The organism is Streptomyces sp. SCUT-3 (genome assembly GCF_014083985.1).
Classification (GTDB): domain Bacteria; phylum Actinomycetota; class Actinomycetes; order Streptomycetales; family Streptomycetaceae; genus Streptomyces_H; species Streptomyces_H thermolineatus.
This window is the reverse complement of record NZ_CP046907.1, coordinates 4,391,573-4,411,182: the sequence shown is the minus strand read 5'-3', so window position 1 is coordinate 4,411,182 and position 19,610 is coordinate 4,391,573. Positions and strand designations below refer to the sequence as shown.

The following is a 19,610-nucleotide window of genomic DNA, read 5'->3' as shown; positions in this document are numbered from 1 at the left end:
AAACGCCGAGTGGTTCTTGGTCCCTGTCCCCACGGGCACGGATCACCCGCGCCGTGGAGAGTTGTGACCGTGCTCGTACTCGTCGCTCCCGGCCAGGGCTCCCAGACGCCCGGCTTCCTCAGTCCTTGGCTCGAACTGCCCGGCGTCGCCGACCGCCTCCACTGGTGGTCCGCGGTGGCCGGCCTCGACCTGGTCCACTACGGCACCAAGGGCGACGCGGATGAGATCCGCGACACCGCGGTGGCCCAGCCGCTGCTGGTGGCCGCCGGCCTGGTGTCGGCCCTGTCGCTCTTCCCGCATCCCTCGGACGGCCAGCGCCTGGTGGGCGCCGCCGCCGGCCACAGCGTCGGCGAGATCACCGCGGCGGCCGGCGCCGGCGTGATGAGCGCCGAGTCCGCGATGGTGCTGGTGCGCCAGCGGGGCCTGGCGATGGCGAAGGCCGCCGCCGTCACCGAGACCGGCATGTCCGCGGTCCTCGGCGGCGACCCGGAGGCGGTGGTGGCCAAGCTCGAGGAGCACGGCCTGACGCCCGCGAACATGAACGGCGCGGGCCAGATCGTCGCGGCCGGCACCGTCGAGCAGTTGGCCGCGCTGGCCGAGGACCGGCCGGAGAAGGCCCGCGTGATGCCGCTGAAGGTGGCCGGCGCGTTCCACACGCACCACATGGCCCCGGCGGTCTCCACGCTCGAGGCCCTGGTGCCGGGCGTGACCGTGCGGGACCCGCGCACCCGCTACGTCTCCAACCAGGACGGCCGGGTCGTGCACAGCGGCCGGGAGATCGTCCGGCGGCTGGTCTCCCAGGTGTCCAACCCGGTCCGCTGGGACCTGTGCATGGAGACCTTCAAGGAGCTCGGCGTCACCGGGATCATCGAGATGACCCCGGCCGGCACCCTGACCGGCCTGGCCAAGCGGGCGCTGCCGGGCGTGCAGACCGTCGCCCTGAAGACCCCCGACGACCTGGACAAGGCGCGCGCCCTGGTCGCCGAGCACGGCAACCACGAGGACAACCCGCTGGAGCACTCGCCGACCTGGCGGCTCGCGGTGGCCCCCTTCAAGGGCACGGTCAGCACCGGCGGCGTGAAGCCGGGGGACGTGCTCGTCCCGGGCGCCGAGATCGCCGTGGTGGCCAACAACCGGGACCGCCAGACGGTCGTCGCCGCGCACGGCGGCACCGTCGTCGAGTGGCTCGTCGAGGACGGCGACCCGGTCTCGCCCGGCCAGCCCCTGCTGCGCCTGCACCCCGAGGCGTCCCTGTAGCAACCGGCGCGGCGCAGGCCGCCCGAGCCCGACAGCGAGCCGCTCTCCCGAAGGGACCGAACACCTCAATGACTGCCAGGATCAAGCCCAGCAAGGGCGCCCCGTACGCGCGCATCCTCGGCGTGGGCGGCTACCGCCCCTCCCGTGTGGTGCCGAACGAGGTGATCCTCGAGCACATCGACTCCAGCGACGATTGGATCCGCTCGCGTTCCGGCATCGCCACCAGGCACTGGGCCGGGCCGGAGGAGACGGTCGCGGAGATGTCCGTGATCGCGGCGGGCAAGGCGATCGCCGACGCGGGCATCTCCCCGGACGAGATCGAGGGCGTGATCGTCTCGACGGTCTCGCACTTCAAGCAGACCCCGGCGATCGCCACCGAGATCGCGCACCGGGTCGGCGCGGGGAAGCCGGCCGCGTTCGACATCTCGGCGGGCTGCGCGGGCTTCACCTACGGGCTGACCCTGGCCAAGGGCATGGTCGTCGAGGGCAGCGCGAAGTACGTGCTGGTCATCGGTGTCGAGCGGCTGTCGGACCTGACGGACCTGCAGGACCGGGCGACCGCCTTCCTGTTCGGCGACGGCGCCGGCGCGGTCGTCGTCGGCCCGTCCGCGGAGCCCGGGATGGGCCCCACCGTGTGGGGCTCGGAGGGCGACAAGGCCGGGGTGATCAAGCAGACGCTGCCCTGGGACGTCTACCGCGACCGGTCCGCCGAGGAGGAGATCCGGTTCCCCGCGATCACCCAGGAGGGCCAGACGGTCTTCCGCTGGGCGGTGTGGGAGATGGCCAAGGTGGCCCAGCAGGCGCTGGACGCCGCCGGGATCACCGCCGCCGACCTGGACGTGTTCATCCCCCACCAGGCGAACATGCGGATCATCGACTCGATGATCAAGGCGCTGAAGCTGCCGGAGCACGTCGCGGTCGCCCGCGACATCGAGACCACCGGCAACACCTCGGCGGCCTCCATCCCCCTGGCGATGGAACGGCTGCTGGCCACCGGCCAGGCGAAGAGCGGCGACACCGCGCTCGTCATCGGCTTCGGGGCGGGTCTGGTCTACGCCGCGACCGTGGTTACCCTCCCCTAGCAAGTCCCCCGCGGGTCACGCCCCCGTGTGGCCCGCCGTCACCACACAACACCGAAGGAGAGCGCCGCATGGCCGCCACCCAGGACGAGATCGTCACCGGTCTCGCCGAGATCGTCAACGAGATCGCCGGCATCCCCGTCGAGGACGTCCAGCTGGACAAGTCCTTCACCGACGACCTGGACGTCGACTCGCTGTCCATGGTCGAGGTCGTCGTCGCCGCCGAGGAGCGCTTCGGCGTGAAGATCCCGGACGACGACGTCAAGAACCTCAAGACCGTGGGCGACGCTGCCGATTACATCCTCAAGGCCCAGGTCTGAGGTACGCATCGGGCTGATGCGCCTGTAGCCGTCCGGCCGGGCGGCGTGTGCCTCCCTTCCGGGCGGTGCACGCCCCCGGCCGGGGGCGGCGAAACGACCGAACACCATCTAGACGTGGAGACAACATTCCAGTGAACGCGACCAACCGCACCGTGGTCGTCACCGGTATCGGCGCAACCACACCTCTGGGTGGCGACAGCGCATCGACCTGGGAGGGACTGACCGCAGGACGGTCCGGTGTCTCCGCCCTCGAGCAGGAGTGGGCCGCCGAGCTGCCCGTGCGCATCGCCGGACAGATCGCCGTGGACCCCTCCGGGATCATCCCGCGCCCGCAGGCCCGCAAGCTGGACCGCTCGGCGCAGTTCGCGCTGATCGCGGCCCGCGAGGCGTGGGCGGACGCGGGCTTCGAAGGACCCGCCGGGGAGAACGGCGTCGTGGACCCCGACCGCCTGGGCGCGGTCATCGCCTCCGGCATCGGCGGCGTCACCACCCTGCTGGACGCCTACGACGTCCTCAAGGAGAAGGGTGTGCGCCGGGTCTCCCCGCACACCGTCCCGATGCTGATGCCCAACAGCCCCGCCGCCAACGTCGGCATGGAGGTCGGCGCCCGGGCCGGGGTGCACACCCCGGTCAGCGCCTGCGCCTCCGGCTCCGAGGCCGTCGGCTACGCCGTCGAGATGATCCGCACCGGCCGCGCCGACGTCGTCGTCGCCGGCGGCACCGAGGCGGCCATCCACCCGCTGCCGATCGCCGCCTTCGCCAACATGATGGCGATGTCCAAGAACAACGACGACCCGCAGGGCGCCTCCCGCCCCTACGACACCGACCGCAACGGCTTCGTGATGGGCGAGGGCGCGGGCGTGGTCGTGCTGGAGTCCGCCGAGCACGCGGCGGCCCGCGGCGCACGGGTGTACTGCGAGGTCCTCGGCCAGGGCATCTCGGCCGACAGCCACCACATCACCCAGCCCGAGCCGTCGGGGCGGGGCGTCTCCGCCGCCCTGCAGAACCTGCTCGACGCCACCGACCTGAAGCCGTCCGAGATCGTGCACATCAACGCGCACGCCACCTCCACCCCGCAGGGCGACGTGGCCGAGATCAAGGCGCTGCGCAAGGTCTTCGGCGACGACGTCGACCACATGGCGATCTCCGGCACCAAGTCGATGACCGGCCACCTGCTCGGCGGTGCCGGCGGCGTCGAGACCGTGGCCACGGTGCTGGCCCTGCACCACCGCCTGGCCCCGCCGACGATCAACATCGACAACCTCGACCCCGAGGTCGACGCGGACGTCGTGCGCGGCGAGGCCCGCGCCCTCCCCGGGGGCACCATCTCCGCCCTCAACAACTCCTTCGGCTTCGGCGGCCACAACGTCGTCCTGGCCTTCCGCCGGTCCTGACCCGGACCTCCACCGCAGAGAGGGCCATCCCGTCCCATGACCGTCACCGAACCCGCCGCCCCCGCGGCCGCACCCGCCGGAGCCGCCAAGCCGGCCAGGCCGGCCCGCGACGAGGACCCGCGCAACCCGCGGCTGCGCATGCAGGCGCTGCTCGACCCGGGCAGCTACCAGGAGATCTCCGAGTACGACACCTCGGGGATGCTCGCCGCGATCGGCACCGTCGACGGCACGAAGACCGTCGTCTTCGCCTCCGACCCGACCGTGCAGGGCGGCGCCATGGGCGTCGACGGCTGCGACGTGGTGGTGCGCGCCTACGAGCGCGCGGTCGCCGAGGGCGCGCCGATCATCGGCATCTACCACTCCGGGGGCGCCCGCCTCCAGGAGGGTGTGGGCTCGCTGCACGCCGTCGGCCGGATCTTCCACGCGATGATCCAGGCGTCGGGGAAGATCCCCCAGATCTCCGTGGTGCTGGGCGCGGCCGCGGGCGGCGCGGCCTACGGGCCGGCGCTGACCGACGTGGTGGTCCTGGCCCCCGAGGGCCGCATCTTCGTCACCGGCCCGGACGTGGTGCGCTCGGTGACGGGCGAGAACGTCGACATGGCGCGCCTGGGCGGCCCCGAGCCGCACGGCCGCCGCTCCGGAGTGGTCCACGTGCTGGCCGACTCCGAGGCCGACGCCCTGCAGCGGGGCCGGGAGCTGGCGTCCCTGCTCGGCGCCCAGGGCGAGCTGGACGTGGACGCGGTGGAGGACCGGCCGCTGGGCGAGCTGCTGCCGGAGTCGGTCAAGCGCGCCTACGACGTCCACCCGCTGGTGGACCGGGTGCTGGACTCCCCCGGCCTGGAACTGCACCCCAAGTGGGCGCCGAACATCACCACCACGCTCGGCCGCATGGGCGGCCGCACCGTCGGCGTGGTCGCCAACAACCCGCTGCGGCTGGGCGGCTGCCTGGACTCCGCCTCGGCGGAGAAGGCCGCGCGCTTCGTGCGGATGTGCGACGCGTTCGGCGTCCCGCTGGTCGTCCTGGTCGACGTGCCCGGGTACCTGCCGGGCGTCGGGCAGGAGTGGGACGGCGTGGTGCGCCGCGGCGCGAAACTGCTGCACGCCTTCGGAGAGTGCGTGGTGCCGCGCGTCACCCTGGTGACCCGCAAGTCCTACGGCGGCGCGTACATCGCGATGAACGCCCGCTCGCTGGGCGCCACCAAGGTGTTCGCCTGGCCGTCGGCCACCGTCGCAGTCATGGGCGCGGTCGCCGCCGTGCGCATCCTGCACCGCCGCAAGCTGGCCGAGGTGCCGGACGAGCTGAAGGCGCAGGTCGAGCTGGAGCTCGCCGCGGAGCACGAGATCGTGGCCGGCGGGCTGACGAAGGCCATGGAGCTGGGCGTGGTGGACGAGGTCGTCGAGCCCGACGTCAGCCGCTCGGCGATCGCCCGGGCCATCGTCGAGGCGCCCGCCCGTCGCGGCGCGCACGGCAACATCCCGCTGTAGTCACCGCACCCGCGAACGCGGCGAGGGGCCCGCAGGACCACGTACCGGTCCTGCGGGCCCCTCGCCGCGTGTCAGCGCAGGGCGAGCGCCGGCCTGTGGTCGCCGGTGCCGTCGGAGTTGACGAAGACGTGCATCCCCTTGCCGGCCGGCAGGTGCTCGGCACCACCCTCGAGCTTCGCGCCGCGCAGGACCACGCCCTCGTCCCGCCGGATGCCGGTCCTCCCCTCCAGGATGTGCAGCAAGGAGCGGTCCCCGTATTCATGACCAGTGACCAGGGCCAGCTCGTCCCCCCGGACGGCCAGGGACCTGACCGGCTCCTCGAACTCCGTGCCCCAGACCCGGCGCCCGTCCGCCAGGAGGTAGGCGGCGACCCCGTACGGTTCGTCGTCGCCCGGCGCGGTCACGGCCGTGGCGAACAGGCCGTCGTGCACCACGGCCCGGAGGACGGGCCTGGCCGGAAAGCCGGTGGTCCACTCGGGAAGGGCGGAAAGGCTTTCGGTGCGGCCGGCCAAGGGGATCGTGGCCGTCGTGCGGCCGGAGTCGTCGAGGGCGAGCACCGCGGCGGTGCCGCGCTCGTCCTCCTCGTCCACGAGGAGGACGGCGGGGTCGGCGGAGAGGAGGGAGAGGTTCTCCAGCGTGCTCTCCACCGGCAGCACGGCCCTCCACTGCTGCTTGCCGGTGCGCGGGTCGAGGGCGGCGGCGTCCGCCGTCCTCTCGTCGTCCTGGTCGGTGGCGTAGTCGTGGCCGTCGAAGCAGCTGCTGACGACCAGAACCCGGCTGTCGGAGGCATGGACTCCGGAGACCGAGCAGCCCCTGCCCGCCTTCCGGCTCCAGGCGCGGGAACCGTCCTCGAGCGAGAGGGCGGTGACCGCTTCCGTCCCGGCCCCGGTCTCGGCGACCACGGCGAGGCCGCCGGCCACGGCCAGCCCCGCGGCGGCGTCGTAGTTCCGGTGCGGATCGCCCTTCCCGGCCCGCTCGGTCCACAGGGCCCGGCCAGTCTCCAGGTCCACGGCGGTCACCGTCGCGCACGGCTTGCCGTGACGGCCGGAACCCACCAGGCCCGTGCCGTCCGCGGTACCCCGGCTCATCCTGCACACCGACTCCCGCGCCGGGGCCGGAAGGTTCCAGCGCTCCGCACCGTCCCCGACCGCGTAGGAGGTCAGACCGTCGGTGCGCCCCCGCACCACCGCGCCGTCCACCCCCCAGTTCCCGACACCGCGCACCGACGACGGACGGTCGGCCGCAGCCTGCCACACGAGCTCCGCGTGCGGGCCGCGCAACCACTGGTACCCCAGCCACCCGGGCCAGACCGCCAGTACGGCACCGGCCAGGACGACAGCGGTGAACCGGTGCCCCCTCAGCAGCCGCTCGGTCGCCTCCCGCGCCTTCTGCAGCAGGAGGGCTCCCGCGACGGTGAAGGCGAAGGCGAGGAGGATGGCGGTCCCGATCCCCCGCGGGCAGGGCGAGTAGCGCCCTCCGCAACCGCCCCCGCTCTCGATGACCAGTACGGTCCAGCCGAGCAGGTGGTACATGACGGCCAGTCCGACCACCGCCCCGCCCGCCACGGTCAGCGCAGCGGAGGCGAAGTTCCTTCCTCGCACGATTCCCCCCAAGGAACACGGCAGACGGGCACGTGTGTGCCGGGCACAGTATGCCGTCCGGCGGCTGCGGGGAGACGGTGATTGCCGGGGGCGGTCAGGACTCGAAACCGGCGTAGTAGGCGGCCGCCATGTCCTGGCCCCCGCGGCCCTGCCGCTCGGTGCGGCGCAGGCGCTCGGCCCCGGCCTCGGCCAGGTCCAGCCGGATGTCGCAGCCGCGTGCGGCCTCGACGATCAGCCGGGCGTCCTTGGCGGCGGTGGCGACGGCGAAGCTCGGCGGCTCCAGTGCGCCGGAGAGGATCGCCGCCGCCTTGGTGCGCAGGTAGCCGTTGTCCAGCGGGCCTCCTGCCACCGCGTCCAGGAATGCCTGCGGGTCGACCCCGAGCCCCTCCGCCAGGGCCAGTGTCTCGCCGGTGGCGTTGTTGAGGGCCAGCACCCAGCTGTTGCAGACGAGTTTGAGCCGGGTGGCCGCGCCGCCGGCGGCGTCCTCGCCGAGCCACAGGGTGCGTTCGCCGATCACGTCGAAGACCTTCTGCGACCGTTCGCGCGCCTCCTGCGGTCCCGCCGCGAGAACGGTCAGCCTGCCCAGCTCGGCAGGCTGCCGGGTGCCCAGGACGGGGGCGTCGACGAGGAGCAGGCGGTGCTCGCGGGCGAATTCGGCGATCTCCGGGAGCACCTCCAGCCCTGCGGTGGTCGCCTGCAGCCACACGGTGCCGGGGCGGAGCGCGGGGGCGGCCTGTCGCACGACGTCCAGGAGGGCGGGGCCGTCGTGGAGGACGGTGAGCACCACGTCGGCGCCCTCCACGGCCTCGGCCGGGTCCACCGCGACCAGGGCGCCGTCACCGGCCAGCGGTTCGGCCCTGCCCCGGGTGCGGTTCCAGACGCGGACGCGGGTCCCGGCGGCCCGGCACAGGTTGCGGGCCATCGCGGCGCCCATGATGCCGGTGCCGAGGACTGCCGTGCGCAGAGGTTCGGAAGCCATGGTTCCCACCCTAGAAGACCGGCGGGGATCCCGGCGGATGTCAGGATGGGGCCATGTGCGCGGGGGAACTGCACGGGAGGAAGCCCGAAGAGGACGCGATCGCCGAGCTGCTGGCGGGCGCCCGGGCGGGCACCAGCTCGTCGCTGGTGCTGCGCGGCGAGCCGGGTATCGGCAAGACGGCGTTGCTCGACCACGCCGCCGCGGCGGCCGGGGGCATGCGGCTGGTCCGCGGCGCGGGGGCCGAGTTCGAGGCGGAGCTGCCGTTCGCGGGGCTGCAGTTGTTGCTGCGCCCCGCGCTCGGGGCCCTTGCCGCTCTGCCCGGCCCGCAGCGCGAGGCCCTCGAGGCGGCGTTCGGGCTCGGGCCCGCGGCCGGCCCCGAGCCGATGCTGGTAGGGCTGGCGGTGCTCTCCCTGCTGGCGGAGCACGCGGAGGGGGCGGGGCTGCTGTGCCTCGTCGACGACGCGCAGTGGCTCGACCGGGCGTCGCGGGACGCGTTGCTGTTCGCCGCCCGGCGCCTGCACGCCGAGGGCGTGGTCATGCTCTTCGCCGCCCGGGACGGCGAGGGTTCCTTCCCTTCCCCCGGTCTTCCGGAGTTGCGCCTGCCCGGGCTGGGACCGGAGGCGGCCGCGGCCCTGATCGACCGGCATCCGCTCGCGCCCGCCGTGCGCCGCCGCCTGCTCGCCGAGGCCGGCGGCAACCCGCTGGCCCTGCTGGAGCTGCCGGTCGCCCTGGCCGCCGAGGGCGGCGGCGTGTCCCCGCCAGGGGCGCTCCCCCTCACCAGCCGTCTCCAGTTGGCCTTCCACGGCCAGGTCAGCCGGTTGCCGGAGGCCTGCCAGAGCCTGCTGCTGGTGGCGGCGGCCGACGAGACCGGCGAGCTCGCCGTGATCCTGCGTGCCGCCGCCGCGCTGGGGGCGGCCGTCGAGGACCTGTCCCCCGCCGAGCGGGCGGGCCTGGTGGTCCGCGGCGACGCCGACGGCACCACGATCCGGTTCCGTCATCCTCTGGTCCGCGCCGCCGTCCACCAGCGCGCGCCGCTCGGGCAGCGCCTCGCCGTCCACCGCGCGCTCGCCGCCGCCCTCGACTCGCCGGGGCACGCCGACCGCCGGGCCTGGCACCTGGCGGCCGCCGCCACCGGAGCCGACGAGGAGGCCGCCGCCGCGCTGGAACGCACCGCCGCCCGCGCCCGGGAACGCAGCGGCCACGAGGCGGCCGCAGCGGCGTACGAACGGGCCGCCCGCCTGAGCGCCGAGCCCGCCGCCGGGGCCCGCCGCGAGGCCCTGGCGGCGGAGGCGGCGCTGGAGGCGGGCGACCTGGAGCGTGCCCGGGTCCTGGGGGGCCGCGCGGCCCGGCGGCCGGGCGAGGACCCGGCGGTGAACGCGCGGGTCGCCCAGGTGCGGGCGCTCGCGGACTTCTGGCAGGGCTCCTACTCCCCCGCCCACCGGTTGCTGGTCGACGGGGCCGGGCTCGTCCGCGACACCGACCCGGGCCGGGCCGCCCTCCTGCTGATCCAGGCCGTTCACACCGCGTGGTACCTGGGGGAGCGGCAGCTCGCGGCCACCCTGGACCGGCTGGCCGCGCTGCCGCTGGACGCTGCGGACCCGCTCGCGCCGGTGGGGCCCTACCTGGCCCACCTCGGCCGCCTCAGCCGCCTCGGCCACCTCGACCGGGGCCGTTCCGAGCGGCCGCCGCCGCTGGGCGACACCCTCGCGGAGGTGCGGCGGCGGGGCCGGATCCCGGAGCAGGTGCTGACGATCCTCTGCGGGGCGGCGCTCGCCCTGGGCCAGGACGCCGACGCCCACGGGCTGGCGACCGCGCTCGCCGCCGAGCACCGCGCCCGGGGCGGCGCCGGGCGGTTGCCGACGGTGCTGTTCTTCGTGGCCGAGGGAGAGGTGTTCACCGGACGGCACCTGGACGCGCTCGCCACGGCGACCGAGGCCCTGGGACTCGCCCGCGCCACCGGCCAGCAGCAGTGGATCAGCCAGTTCGGCAGCGTGCTCGCCCACCTCGACGCGGCCAGGGGGGAGGAGGAGGCCTGCCGGCGCAACGCCGAGGAGGGGCTGGCAGGGGCCACCGCCGGGACCGTCTCCCCCGGCGCGCCGTGGGCGCACTGGTCGCTCGGCCTGCTGGACCTGGGCCTCGGCCGCGCCGAGGCGGCGCTCACCCGTTTCGAGCGCCTGACCCGCGAGCCGATGCGTCATCACATCTGCGCCGTCCGTTCCACTCCCGACCTGGTGGAGTCGGCCGTACGGGTGGGGGCGCCGGAACGCGCCGCCGAGCCTCTGGCCCGCTTCGAGCGGTGGGCCGGGGCGGTCCGGCAGCCGTGGGCCGACGCGCTCGTGCTGCGCTGCCGCGGGCTCCTCGCGGACGGCGACCGGGCCGAGGCGTTCTACACGGCGGCCCTCGAACTGCACGACCGGGACGGCCGCGCGGTGGAGTACGCCAGGACGGCACTGCTCCACGGCGAGTGGCTGCGCAGGGCCCGGCGGAAGGCCGAGGCGCGCGGGTCGCTGAACGACGCGCTGGAGGTCTTCGACCGGCTCGGCATGCGGCCGTGGGCCGAACGCGCCCGCAACGAGCTCGCCGCGACCGGAGCCCGGGGCGGGGGCCCCGGACCCGCCGGGGGCGGGGCCGTCGGCCTGACCCCGCAGGAACTGCAGATCGCCCGGCTCGCCGCGCAGGGCCTGTCCAACCGCGACATCGCCGCGCAGCTCTTCCTCAGCCACCGGACGGTCGGCCACCACCTCTACAAGGCCTATCCGAAGCTCGGCGTCGCCTCCCGGAGCGAGCTCAGGGATTCCGCCGACCGGCTGGGGTTGTGAGACACGGAAACCGGTGCACGCGTCTTCGGCCTCAACCACGACGTCCCCGCCTGACGGACCGGCCCGACGGACCGGCCTGCCCCCCGGGAGTCCGGCACCGGGCCGGTACCTGCGGCCCGGTGAAGAGCCCGTGGCCCGCCGCCGGGTGTTCCTCGTCCGCTCCGGCCGCGCGGTCGCCCGTGCACGACGGCCCGCCCCCCGGGGGTCACCCGGCGGGCGACGCCTCCCGCATCGCCTTCGCGGTGGACCTCGGGTCGTAGCCCTCGGGGACGCCCTCGACCAGGATGATGTCGCCCTCGATGTGCCGCGAGCGCAGCGGTGCGATCTCCCGGTACGCGGGCGAGTCCCACCAGGCCCGCGCCTCGGCGGTCCCGGGGAAGCCGATCATCACGACGTGCCCGGGCCAGCTGCCCTCCTTCACCTCGTGCTGCGCGGCGTGCACGAGGAAGCGCCCGCCGTGGGGCTCGAAGGTGCCGGAGATCCGCTCGATGTACTCGGCGATCTCCGGGTGCGGAGCCGCCTCCCGCAGGCGGGCTATGACATAGGCGGTCATGGTTCCTCCCTGTGTTCCGCGGACGATCGGGGCGGACCGGCCGGGCGGTCCGCCCCGGGGCGTTCAGATTCCGGCCGGCACCTTGTCGAGGAAGCCGAGCACCTGGCTGATCCGCCCGTCCTCACCGATCACCGCGACGTCGAAGCCGACGACGACCGGCTCGGCGCCCTCGGGCCCCAGGTGCCAGGTGAACCGCGCGACGTCGTGGTGGGCGTCGACGGCGCCGCCGAGGCTGAAGACCAGCCCGCCGAACTGCCCCTGGACCGCCGCGATGGCGGCGTCGAGCCCGTCCCTGCCCCGGACGGAGACCAACGGGTCGACGTACACCGCGTCCTCGGCGAAGACCTCCGCCAGAACGGCCCGCCGCACGGCGGCGTCGGTCTCGTTCCACGCGGCGATGTAGCGCTGGACCAGCTCGTTCGTGTCGCTCATGTCTCTCCCCGGTGACTGTGCTCTCGTGTGGCCACCACGCTAGGGGGACGGGACCGACGGGGAATCCGACGTGCTTAAGTACTTCCGCCCGTTCCTTCGGTACCCGGCCGGCCCGCCGTGTCCGTGCGGACCCGGCCGTGCGTCAGGACGGTGGGGACGGTGAGGACGACGGTGCGCCCCCGGGGGCGGGCTGGGCGGCTCAGACGACCTGGTGCAGCCAGCGCACCGGGGCGCCCTCGCCGGCGTGGCGGAAGGGCTCCAGCTCGTCGTCCCAGGGCTTGCCGAGCAGGCGGGCGACCTCCGCCTCGAGGTCGGTCTCGCCGTGGTGCGCGCGCTGCAGCGCGGCGCGCAGCCGGTCCTCGGGGACGAGGATGTCGCCGTGCACGCCGGTGACCGCGTGGAAGATGCCGAGCCCGGGAGTGCTGCTGTACCGCTCGCCCTCCGTGCCGGTGACCGGCTCCGCGGTCACCTCGAAGCGCAGCAGGTGCCAGCCCCGCAGTGAGGAGGCCAGCTTCGATGCCGTACCGGGCTCCCCCTGCCAGGAGAGCTCGGCCCGCCAGGTGCCGGGGGAGGCCGGCTGGCGGGTCCAGTCGAGGCTCACGCGCACACCGAGTACGCCCGCGACGGCCCACTCGACGTGCGGGCACAGCGCGCGCGGTGCGGAGTGCACATACAGAACTCCACGTGTCGTCACCGGGACCTCCAGGCTGTGGACGAGGTTCGCCTTCCCCAGCGGCCTCGCGTCCGGTGCCCTTCGGTCCGCACGACGACTGTCATCCTGCCCCAGATGTCGTTGTCGTACCAGTTCCCCAGGTGACATTCAGTAAACACTATCGGGAACAAACACCATTAAAGGGACGGAAAGTGACGCCGTGTCACCGTCCTGTGTACAACCGCACACCCTTCGGTCCGCCGGAGCCGAACGAAGCACACCCGCGCCCGTCCGGCTCGGGAAAACGCTACCGCGCGCCGGTACCGGGAGAGTGACGTACCGTCGGGCCGGCCCGGATATCACCCGCTCGTCGGCTGGGAACGAACGCGCGACCCCGTACTCCCCCGGTGGCACCCGCCGCAGGCGGGGCCGACGGGAACGGCGGCCACGGGGGCGCGCAGGGCCGTCGGCCCGCCTCCGGGGCCCCCGCGCGGGCCCCGGCCCACCTCTGCGGCACGGTTGCCCGGTTCACACGAAAGCGTGACCCCGGCGTCCGCATTCAGCCGTACGACCGCGCCGGACGCCGGGGAGGAGGGGGTCACTCGGGCAGGGAGACGACCATCTTGCCGGTGTTCTCGCCGCGGAGCATGCCCAGGAACGCCTCCACGTTGTTCTCGATGCCCTCGACGACCGTCTCGTCGTACTTCAGCTTGCCGGAGCGGATCCAGGCCGAGACCTCCTCGACGAACTGCTGCTGCAGGTCGTAGTGGTCGCCGACCAGCAGGCCCTGGATGCGCAGCCGCTTGCCGATGACCAGGGCGAGGTTGCGCGGGGCCGGAGTGGGCTCGGTGGCGTTGTACTGGGCGATCATGCCGCACACGGCGACGCGGCCGTGCACGTTCAGGGAGTCGATCGCGGCCTCGAGGTGCTCGCCGCCGACGTTGTCGAAGTAGACGTCGATGCCGTCGGGGGCGGCCTTCCTCAACTGCTCGGCGACCGGGCCGTCCTTGTAGTTGAAGGCGGCGTCGAAGCCGTACTCCTCGGTGAGGATCCTGACCTTCTCGGCCGACCCGGCGCTGCCGACGACGCGCGAGGCGCCCTTGAGCCTGGCGATCTGGCCGACCTCGCTGCCGACGGCCCCGGCCGCGCCGGAGACGAAGACCGCGTCGCCCTCCTTGAAGTCCGCAACGCGCAGCAGTCCGGCGTAGGCGGTCAGCCCGGGCATCCCGAGCACGCCGAGGTAGGTGCTCAGCGGGGCCAGGTCCGGGTCGACCCGGGTGGCGTGCTCGGCCTTCACCAGCGCGTGCTCGCGCCAGCCGAGGGGGTGCAGCACGTGGTCGCCGACCGCGAACGAGTCGTCCCCGGAGGCGACGACCCGGCCGACCGCGGCCCCGTCCATCGGCCGGTCCAGCCGGAACGGCGGCACGTAGGACTTGACGTCGTTCATCCTGCCGCGCATGTACGGGTCCACGGACACGTACAGGTTGCGCACCAGCACCTGCCCGGGCCCCGGTTCGGCGACCGGCGCCTCGCGCAGGGCGAAGTCGTCGGGGGTCGGCCAGCCCTGGGGGCGTGCGACCAGGTGCCATTCGCGGCTGGTGGGGGGAAGTGCTGACATGGGTGCGGGTGCCTCCTTGCGCCACAGTTTCACCATGGCAATGTTTCACATTCTTAAGTAACCATGCGCTCGATGTTCGAGGTTGTCAAACGGCTGCGTACCCTTGAGTCATGTCACAGCACGCCGATCCCCTCACCCTCGAGGTCGTCGACCTGATCGCCTCGGTCGTCACCCGCTACCACGAGGAGTACGAGGAGGCGGCCTGCGCCCACAACCTCACCGGCGCCCAGGCCCGCGTGCTGTCCCTCCTGTCCCACCGGCCCATGCCCATGCGCAAGGTCGCGGTACGGCTCAAGTGCGAGCCCTCCAACATCACCGGAATAGTCGACCGGCTGGAGGCCCGCGACCTGGTGGAGCGCCGCCCGGACCCCTCCGACCGGCGGGTCAAGCTCGCCGCGGTCACCGAGGAGGGCAGGAGGACCGAGGAGCGGCTGCGCGCCTCCCTGGACTTCGCCCGCGAACCGCTGGCCCGGCTGACCGAGCAGGAGCGCGCCACCCTGCGCGACCTGCTGCGCCGCATGCTGGGCGAGAACGCGGAGAACGCGGACGGGGACGAGAGCGAGGGCGGCCGGGACGGGGACGTGAAGGACTGACCGCGAAGGACCGGCCACGAGGGAGCGACCGCGCGGGCCCCCTCGGAAAAAGGACGGCCTGCGGCACCCCGTCCGGCGGCCTGCCGCGCGGGGCCCGCCCCGCGGGGCGCGGCTCAGGGGGTGGCCTTGACCTCCATCCCCTGTCCCATCGGACAGGACCGCAGCGCCTCGGCGATCACCTCGTCCCGCCGGCGCGGCTCCACTCCCGGCAGGTCGACCGAGACGGTGGTGGAGAAGGAGTACCGCAGCGGACCGGTGTGCTCCAGGGAGACCACGGCCTTCACCCGGCTGCCGTGCGTGTCGACCCCGACCTCGCTCGCGACCAGGGCGAGCGCCTGGTGGAGACAGGAGGCCACGGCCGCCGCGTACATCTGCTCGGGGTTCCAGGCCGGCTCGTCGAAGAGGGTCTCGGAAGCGTCGGGCCCGACCACGAACAGCTCCCTGTGCCCCTCCTCGCCGACCCGCACCCGGTCCGGATCACGCAGGGAGACCGCGGTCGTGGTGTACAGCGTGCGCTCGCCAGTGCTCATGCTCCGCTCCCTTTCCCCGGTCCCCCGCGCCATTCCCCGATTACTCCGTACGGGGACCGGCCCGCACACGGAACGGCCGCCGCACCGGCCCTACAACTGCTGCGGCGCCTGCTGCTTCGGGGGTGCCTGCCACTTCAGGCTGACCTTCAACTGCGCCGAGGCGCCCACCGCGGTGACCACCGCGCCGGCCTTCGCGCTCATCTCCACCCCGAACTCGACGACGAGCTCGTCCGGGCCACCGGGGAAGCCCCGGACCCGGGCGGCGACACTGCGGGCCACATCGCGCACCGTGTCCATGGCCGACTCGAAGGTGCGCTCGGCCTGCTCGACCGCGGCCGCCCCGGACACCCCCCGCGTCACCACCGAGTCGGGCCAGGGCTCCTCCTGAAGCCGCACCAGCACGGCGCCGCCGTCCTCCAACGGGAACTCAACCGTCCTCATATGTGCGTGTATGCCCTGTTTACCGAAGGGTATACAGACCTCATCGGCGCGCAACGGTGCCACGGCACCACCACCCGGCACCGCCGTTCGACACCGGTCCGACGGACCGACGAAGGCCGCCGACCCGCCGCGACACAGCATGGGCCGATTCCGGATCGATCGAAGGGATCCACGATCATGCCCACCGCACTGAAAATCCTCCTGTTCGCCATCGGCGCCTTACTCCTGGTCCTGGCGTTCATCGGCGGCGGAGTCTCGATCCGGGAATTCTCCGTACCGAGGATGCAACGAATCCCCCGGCTCTTCGCCGCGGGCGCCGGAACCGTCCTGGTGCTGACGAGCGTCGTACTGTTCGCGGTCACCGAGGAAGAGGGCGGGGACGGTCCGGTGACCGGGTCCACCCCCACGCCCTCCCCCACCGCCTCGACGCCGACGCAGGCGCCGACATCCTCTCCTCCTCCGAGTTCACCCACGAACAGCCTGGGTGAGATCGGACAGCACATCCCCCAGAACTTCGTGGACGACTGCCGGCCGATGAGCGACCTTCCTCGAGGAGCGGTCGAAGGCGCCGAGTGCGACAGGAGCCCGGACGCCCCGGAGTACGTCGATTACATCTCTTTTCCCGACAGTCCGTCCATGAACTCCTACGTCACCGACCTCCTCGGGGTGACCGACGTGAGCGAACTTCCGAAGTCCAACTGCAAGACCAGGGAGGATTTCGAAAACGGGGGTTACAGTAATTACGAGACGGAAAACGGCCAGCACGGGTTCATCATCTGCGCCGTCGTGGACAATAAACCCATTGTCCTCTGGACCGAAGAATTCCTGAGCATCGTGGCAATGGCCGAGGAAGAGCATTTGGACGTCGACCTCGAGGCGTTCATCAACTGGGCAATGGACATGGAGAAGTCCGGTCCCGTCCTGGACAACTCCTCCTCCGCAGCCACGGCGGCAGCGCCCGGATCGTGACACAGCGGCTGCCGCGGGGTCCGGGGCGCGCGACAGCCGCCGTCCCGTGACCACCCCACCCGAAGGGCGGGACAACCCATGGCGCACACCAGCGACTTCGTCGTGGAGATCAGCGGGGGGCCGGACCGGTACCGGGTCGATGTCTCCTCCCCCGCCGGTGAGGACAGCACGTCCACCGAACTGGACGCCGACGAGATCCTGCAGAGCATGCCGATGCTGCAGGCCTCGGTACTGGGGTCGGCAGTCCGTTCCCGCGCGGCCCAGACCGAGCTGGAGCGGCCGGCCCGGGAGGTGGGGAAGAAGCTCTTCGACGCGGTGTTCCGCAACTCGATCCCGGGGCTGTACCTGTCCAGCCGGCAGAAGGCCGAGGAGCAGGACGAGGTCCTGCGGCTGGTCTTCCGCATCCGCTCACCGGAACTGGCGGCCCTGCCCTGGGAGCTGCTGCACAACTCCAAAATGGGCGGCTACCTGAGCCTGAGCCAGCCGCTGGTGCGCCACGTGGAGGTGCTGGAGCCCGTCGCCCCGCTGCGGGTCGCCCCGCCGCTGCACATCCTGGGCATGGTCGCCCTGCCCGGCTCCTTGGGGACGCTGGACGCCGAGAAGGAGAAGGAGAGCCTGCAGGCCGCGCTCACCCCGCTCGTCGAGGAGGGGCTGGTGCGGCTGACCTGGGTGCAGGGCCAGACGAAACAGGACCTCACGGCGGCGCTGCTGTCCGGCTGCCACGTGCTGCACTTCGTCGGCCACGGGAAGTTCGACGAGCAGCGGCGCGAGGGAATGATCATCTTCGCCGACGAGCGGGGCCGCGAGGACCCGCTGCACGCCGAGGCGCTGGGCGCCCTGATCAGCCTGGCCCGCCCCCGTCCGCGTCTGGTCGTGCTCAACAGCTGCGAGACCGGCACGGGCAGCTCCGAGGACCTGTTCTCCAGCGCGGCAGCGGTGCTGGAGCACACGGTGCCGGCGGTGGTCGCCATGCAGTTCGCCGTGACCGACCACGCGGCCGTCCTGTTCTCCTACGCCTTCTACCAGGCGCTGGCGGCCAACCGGTCCGTCGACGAGGCGGTCCGCGCGGGCCGGGTCGCGCTGCGCGTGTACAAGGACGACAGCCTGGAGTGCTTCACCCCGATCCTGTACCAGAGGAGCGGGGACGCCCGGCTGTTCGACCTGCGAGGCTCCACACCCCCCGAGGAGCCGGAGGAGACACCGAAGGCGGAGGCGGAGGCGGCGACAAAGGTTCCCGCCGGGGAGCAGGGAACCCCCGGCGGAGAGCCGGAGAAGACGGCGCGGCAGGTACGGGAGGAGGCCTCCGCCGCGTTCTGGCAGGCACAGCACGACCGGGACTGGGAGGCGGCGGTGCTGCAGCTGACCGCCGCGGCCCGGCGGCTGCCGGGGGACGCCGACGTCCGGAACATGCTCGAGCACGTCCGGCTGCAGAGTGACTACGCGCAGGGCGTCCGGGCCGAGGAGGCGGGGGACCTCGACACCGCGCAGGAGCACTACCGGGCCGTGCTCGGCACCGATCCCGGCCACGCCGAGGCGCACGCACGGCTGAGGCGGGCGGAGGACCGGGCGGAGGCCCGCCGCCTGCAGGACCTGCTGCGGCGGCAGGCCGACGCCGGGGACGACGAGGCCGCCGTGCGCACCGCCGATCGGATCCGCGCGCTCGACCCCTCGTGGACCGACCCCGACGGCTCGGCGGCACGAGCGCGCGAGCGGATCGCCCGGTGCGGACGGGAACGGCCTTCCGCAGGCTCCTGGGGAGTCGGCGCGCCCCGGCCGGCGGGCACGTCCTGGCCGGCCGGGGGCCCGCGCCCGTCGGTCGGCGCGCCCCCGCGGCCCGGCGCCCCCACCGCCGCCTCCGCCCCGGCGGCCGGAGAGGGCCCCTGTCCGCTGCCGACGATCGGCGTGGACCAGTGGGTCCTCGCCCTGGACGTTCACCCGGGCGGCGGACTGCTCGCCACCGGGTCGCGCAGGTGGCTGCGGGTGTGGAACGCGGCGACCGGCCGGAAGGTGTGGGAGAAGAGCTCGAAGGGGTGGAGCTGCTCCGTCGGCGCGGTGGCGTTCAGTCCCGACAGCCGCCACCTGGCCGCCGGCAGTACGGACAACCAGGCCCGCGTGTGGGCCATGGACGCCGACGAGCCCGTCTTCCGGTTCCCGCACGGGCACTTCGTCAACGCGGTGGCGTTCAGTCCCGACAGCCGGCACCTGGCGACCGGCTGTGCGGACGGCACCGTGCAACTGTGGGACACGGAGACGGGCGAGCCGGTCGCGCGGGTGAAGCACAGGCTCGCGGTGAAGGGGCTGGCGTTCAGCCCGGACGGCGCCCTCCTCCTCAGCGGGAGCGAGGACCGGACGGCGCGCGTGTGGGACACGGCCGCCTGGGAGCCCCGGCTGGAGATCCGCCACAAGCACTTCGTCCTCGGCGTCGCCTTCTCGCCCGACGGCCGTTCCCTCGCCTCCTGCAGCGAGGACAGGACGGCCCAGGTCTGGGACACGGAAGCCTGGGCGCAGCGCTTCTCGGTGCGCCACGCGCGGGGAATCAGGAGTGTGGCGTTCGCTCCGGACGGAACCCTGGTCGCCACGGGCGGCGAGGACCGGGCGGTGCGGATCTGGGACTGCCGGGACGGAGCGCAGAGGTCCCAGGTCCTCCATCCCCGGGCGGTCAACGCAGTCGTCTTCTATCCCGACGGCCGCCACATCGCCAGCGCGGGGGAGGGCAAGGAGGTGCGGAGCACTTCCCTGCCCGGCTGAACGACCGCCGCCGGCTCCGCTCCCGCGGGAACCGCCTGCGGCACTGGTGTGACCTGCGGCACACAACGCTAGACTCGCCGACGTCGCCCGTGCCGTTCCACCCGCTCCGACCAGGCGTTCGACCGGGTGGCCGCGCCGGG

16 protein-coding genes and 1 pseudogene are annotated in these 19,610 nt (G+C 73.4%); 9 read left to right on the top strand and 8 right to left on the bottom strand.

From position 1 onward, the window contains the following. Nucleotides 1-69: 69 nt before the first annotated feature. The 5 genes and pseudogenes from GQS52_RS19490 to GQS52_RS19470 form a co-directional block, all read left to right on the top strand. Nucleotides 70-990: pseudogene (locus GQS52_RS19490) on the top strand (ACP S-malonyltransferase); the annotation flags it as partial. A gap of 335 nt (nt 991-1,325) precedes the next feature. Next, the gene (locus tag GQS52_RS19485; RefSeq protein ID WP_182314646.1) at nt 1,326-2,339 is read left to right on the top strand and encodes a ketoacyl-ACP synthase III; all 1,014 of its coding nucleotides are present in this window, start codon (nt 1,326-1,328) and stop codon (nt 2,337-2,339) included. 68 nt (nt 2,340-2,407) lie between these two features. Beyond that, complete coding sequence (locus GQS52_RS19480; RefSeq protein ID WP_182314645.1) at nt 2,408-2,656, top strand: acyl carrier protein; 249 nt, start codon at nt 2,408-2,410, stop codon at nt 2,654-2,656. Between the two features lie 131 nt (nt 2,657-2,787). Beyond that, the gene (gene fabF, locus GQS52_RS19475; RefSeq protein ID WP_182314644.1) at nt 2,788-4,050 is read left to right on the top strand and encodes a beta-ketoacyl-ACP synthase II; all 1,263 of its coding nucleotides are present in this window, start codon (nt 2,788-2,790) and stop codon (nt 4,048-4,050) included. A gap of 138 nt (nt 4,051-4,188) precedes the next feature. Continuing rightward, on the top strand, nt 4,189-5,535 hold the full coding sequence (locus GQS52_RS19470; RefSeq protein ID WP_330166918.1) for a carboxyl transferase domain-containing protein: 1,347 nt from the start codon (nt 4,189-4,191) through the stop codon (nt 5,533-5,535). 71 nt (nt 5,536-5,606) lie between these two features. On the opposite strand, the gene GQS52_RS19465 is transcribed toward GQS52_RS19470, so the two are convergent. Together GQS52_RS19465 and GQS52_RS19460 are read right to left on the bottom strand one after the other, a co-directional pair. Beyond that, complete coding sequence (locus GQS52_RS19465; protein WP_182314642.1) at nt 5,607-7,136, bottom strand: PQQ-binding-like beta-propeller repeat protein; 1,530 nt, start codon at nt 7,134-7,136, stop codon at nt 5,607-5,609. A 94-nt stretch (nt 7,137-7,230) separates the two neighbouring features. Continuing rightward, a complete protein-coding gene (locus GQS52_RS19460) occupies nt 7,231-8,115 on the bottom strand; it encodes an NAD(P)-dependent oxidoreductase (RefSeq protein ID WP_182314641.1) in 885 nt (294 codons plus the stop codon). A 53-nt stretch (nt 8,116-8,168) separates the two neighbouring features. Here GQS52_RS19460 and GQS52_RS19455 point away from each other — a divergent pair, with 53 nt between their 5' ends. After that, nucleotides 8,169-10,934: a LuxR family transcriptional regulator gene (locus GQS52_RS19455; RefSeq protein WP_182314640.1), complete on the top strand. Its 2,766-nt coding sequence runs from the start codon at nt 8,169-8,171 to the stop codon at nt 10,932-10,934. Between the two features lie 205 nt (nt 10,935-11,139). On the opposite strand, the gene GQS52_RS19450 is transcribed toward GQS52_RS19455, so the two are convergent. The 4 genes from GQS52_RS19450 to GQS52_RS19435 form a co-directional block, all read right to left on the bottom strand. After that, nucleotides 11,140-11,487 carry a DUF1330 domain-containing protein gene (locus GQS52_RS19450; protein ID WP_182314639.1) on the bottom strand — a complete coding sequence of 116 codons (348 nt, stop codon included), beginning with the start codon at nt 11,485-11,487 and terminating at the stop codon, nt 11,140-11,142. Between the two features lie 63 nt (nt 11,488-11,550). Beyond that, nucleotides 11,551-11,919, bottom strand: a complete 369-nt coding sequence (locus tag GQS52_RS19445; protein WP_182314638.1) for a nuclear transport factor 2 family protein — start codon at nt 11,917-11,919, stop codon at nt 11,551-11,553. A 199-nt stretch (nt 11,920-12,118) separates the two neighbouring features. Next, on the bottom strand, nt 12,119-12,613 hold the full coding sequence (locus tag GQS52_RS19440) for a DUF3145 domain-containing protein (RefSeq protein WP_182314637.1): 495 nt from the start codon (nt 12,611-12,613) through the stop codon (nt 12,119-12,121). 556 nt (nt 12,614-13,169) lie between these two features. Then, on the bottom strand, nt 13,170-14,189 hold the full coding sequence (locus GQS52_RS19435; protein WP_182314636.1) for an NADP-dependent oxidoreductase: 1,020 nt from the start codon (nt 14,187-14,189) through the stop codon (nt 13,170-13,172). A gap of 110 nt (nt 14,190-14,299) precedes the next feature. On the opposite strand from GQS52_RS19435, the gene GQS52_RS19430 reads away from it, so the two are divergent. Then, nucleotides 14,300-14,782, top strand: a complete 483-nt coding sequence (locus GQS52_RS19430) for a MarR family transcriptional regulator (protein WP_182314635.1) — start codon at nt 14,300-14,302, stop codon at nt 14,780-14,782. A gap of 113 nt (nt 14,783-14,895) precedes the next feature. On the opposite strand, the gene GQS52_RS19425 is transcribed toward GQS52_RS19430, so the two are convergent. Both GQS52_RS19425 and GQS52_RS19420 read right to left on the bottom strand, forming a co-directional pair. After that, nucleotides 14,896-15,312 (bottom strand): OsmC family protein, encoded by a 417-nt coding sequence (locus GQS52_RS19425; protein WP_182314634.1) that lies wholly within the window; start codon nt 15,310-15,312, stop codon nt 14,896-14,898. 90 nt (nt 15,313-15,402) lie between these two features. Further along, on the bottom strand, nt 15,403-15,753 hold the full coding sequence (locus GQS52_RS19420) for a CU044_2847 family protein (RefSeq protein WP_182314633.1): 351 nt from the start codon (nt 15,751-15,753) through the stop codon (nt 15,403-15,405). A 177-nt stretch (nt 15,754-15,930) separates the two neighbouring features. Between GQS52_RS19420 and GQS52_RS19415 the strand changes: the two genes are divergently transcribed. Beyond that, nucleotides 15,931-16,722 (top strand): hypothetical protein, encoded by a 792-nt coding sequence (locus GQS52_RS19415; RefSeq protein ID WP_182314632.1) that lies wholly within the window; start codon nt 15,931-15,933, stop codon nt 16,720-16,722. Nucleotides 16,723-16,800: 78 nt separating this feature from the next. Beyond that, on the top strand, nt 16,801-19,470 hold the full coding sequence (locus GQS52_RS28255; RefSeq protein WP_182314631.1) for a CHAT domain-containing protein: 2,670 nt from the start codon (nt 16,801-16,803) through the stop codon (nt 19,468-19,470). Nucleotides 19,471-19,610 lie beyond the last annotated feature (140 nt).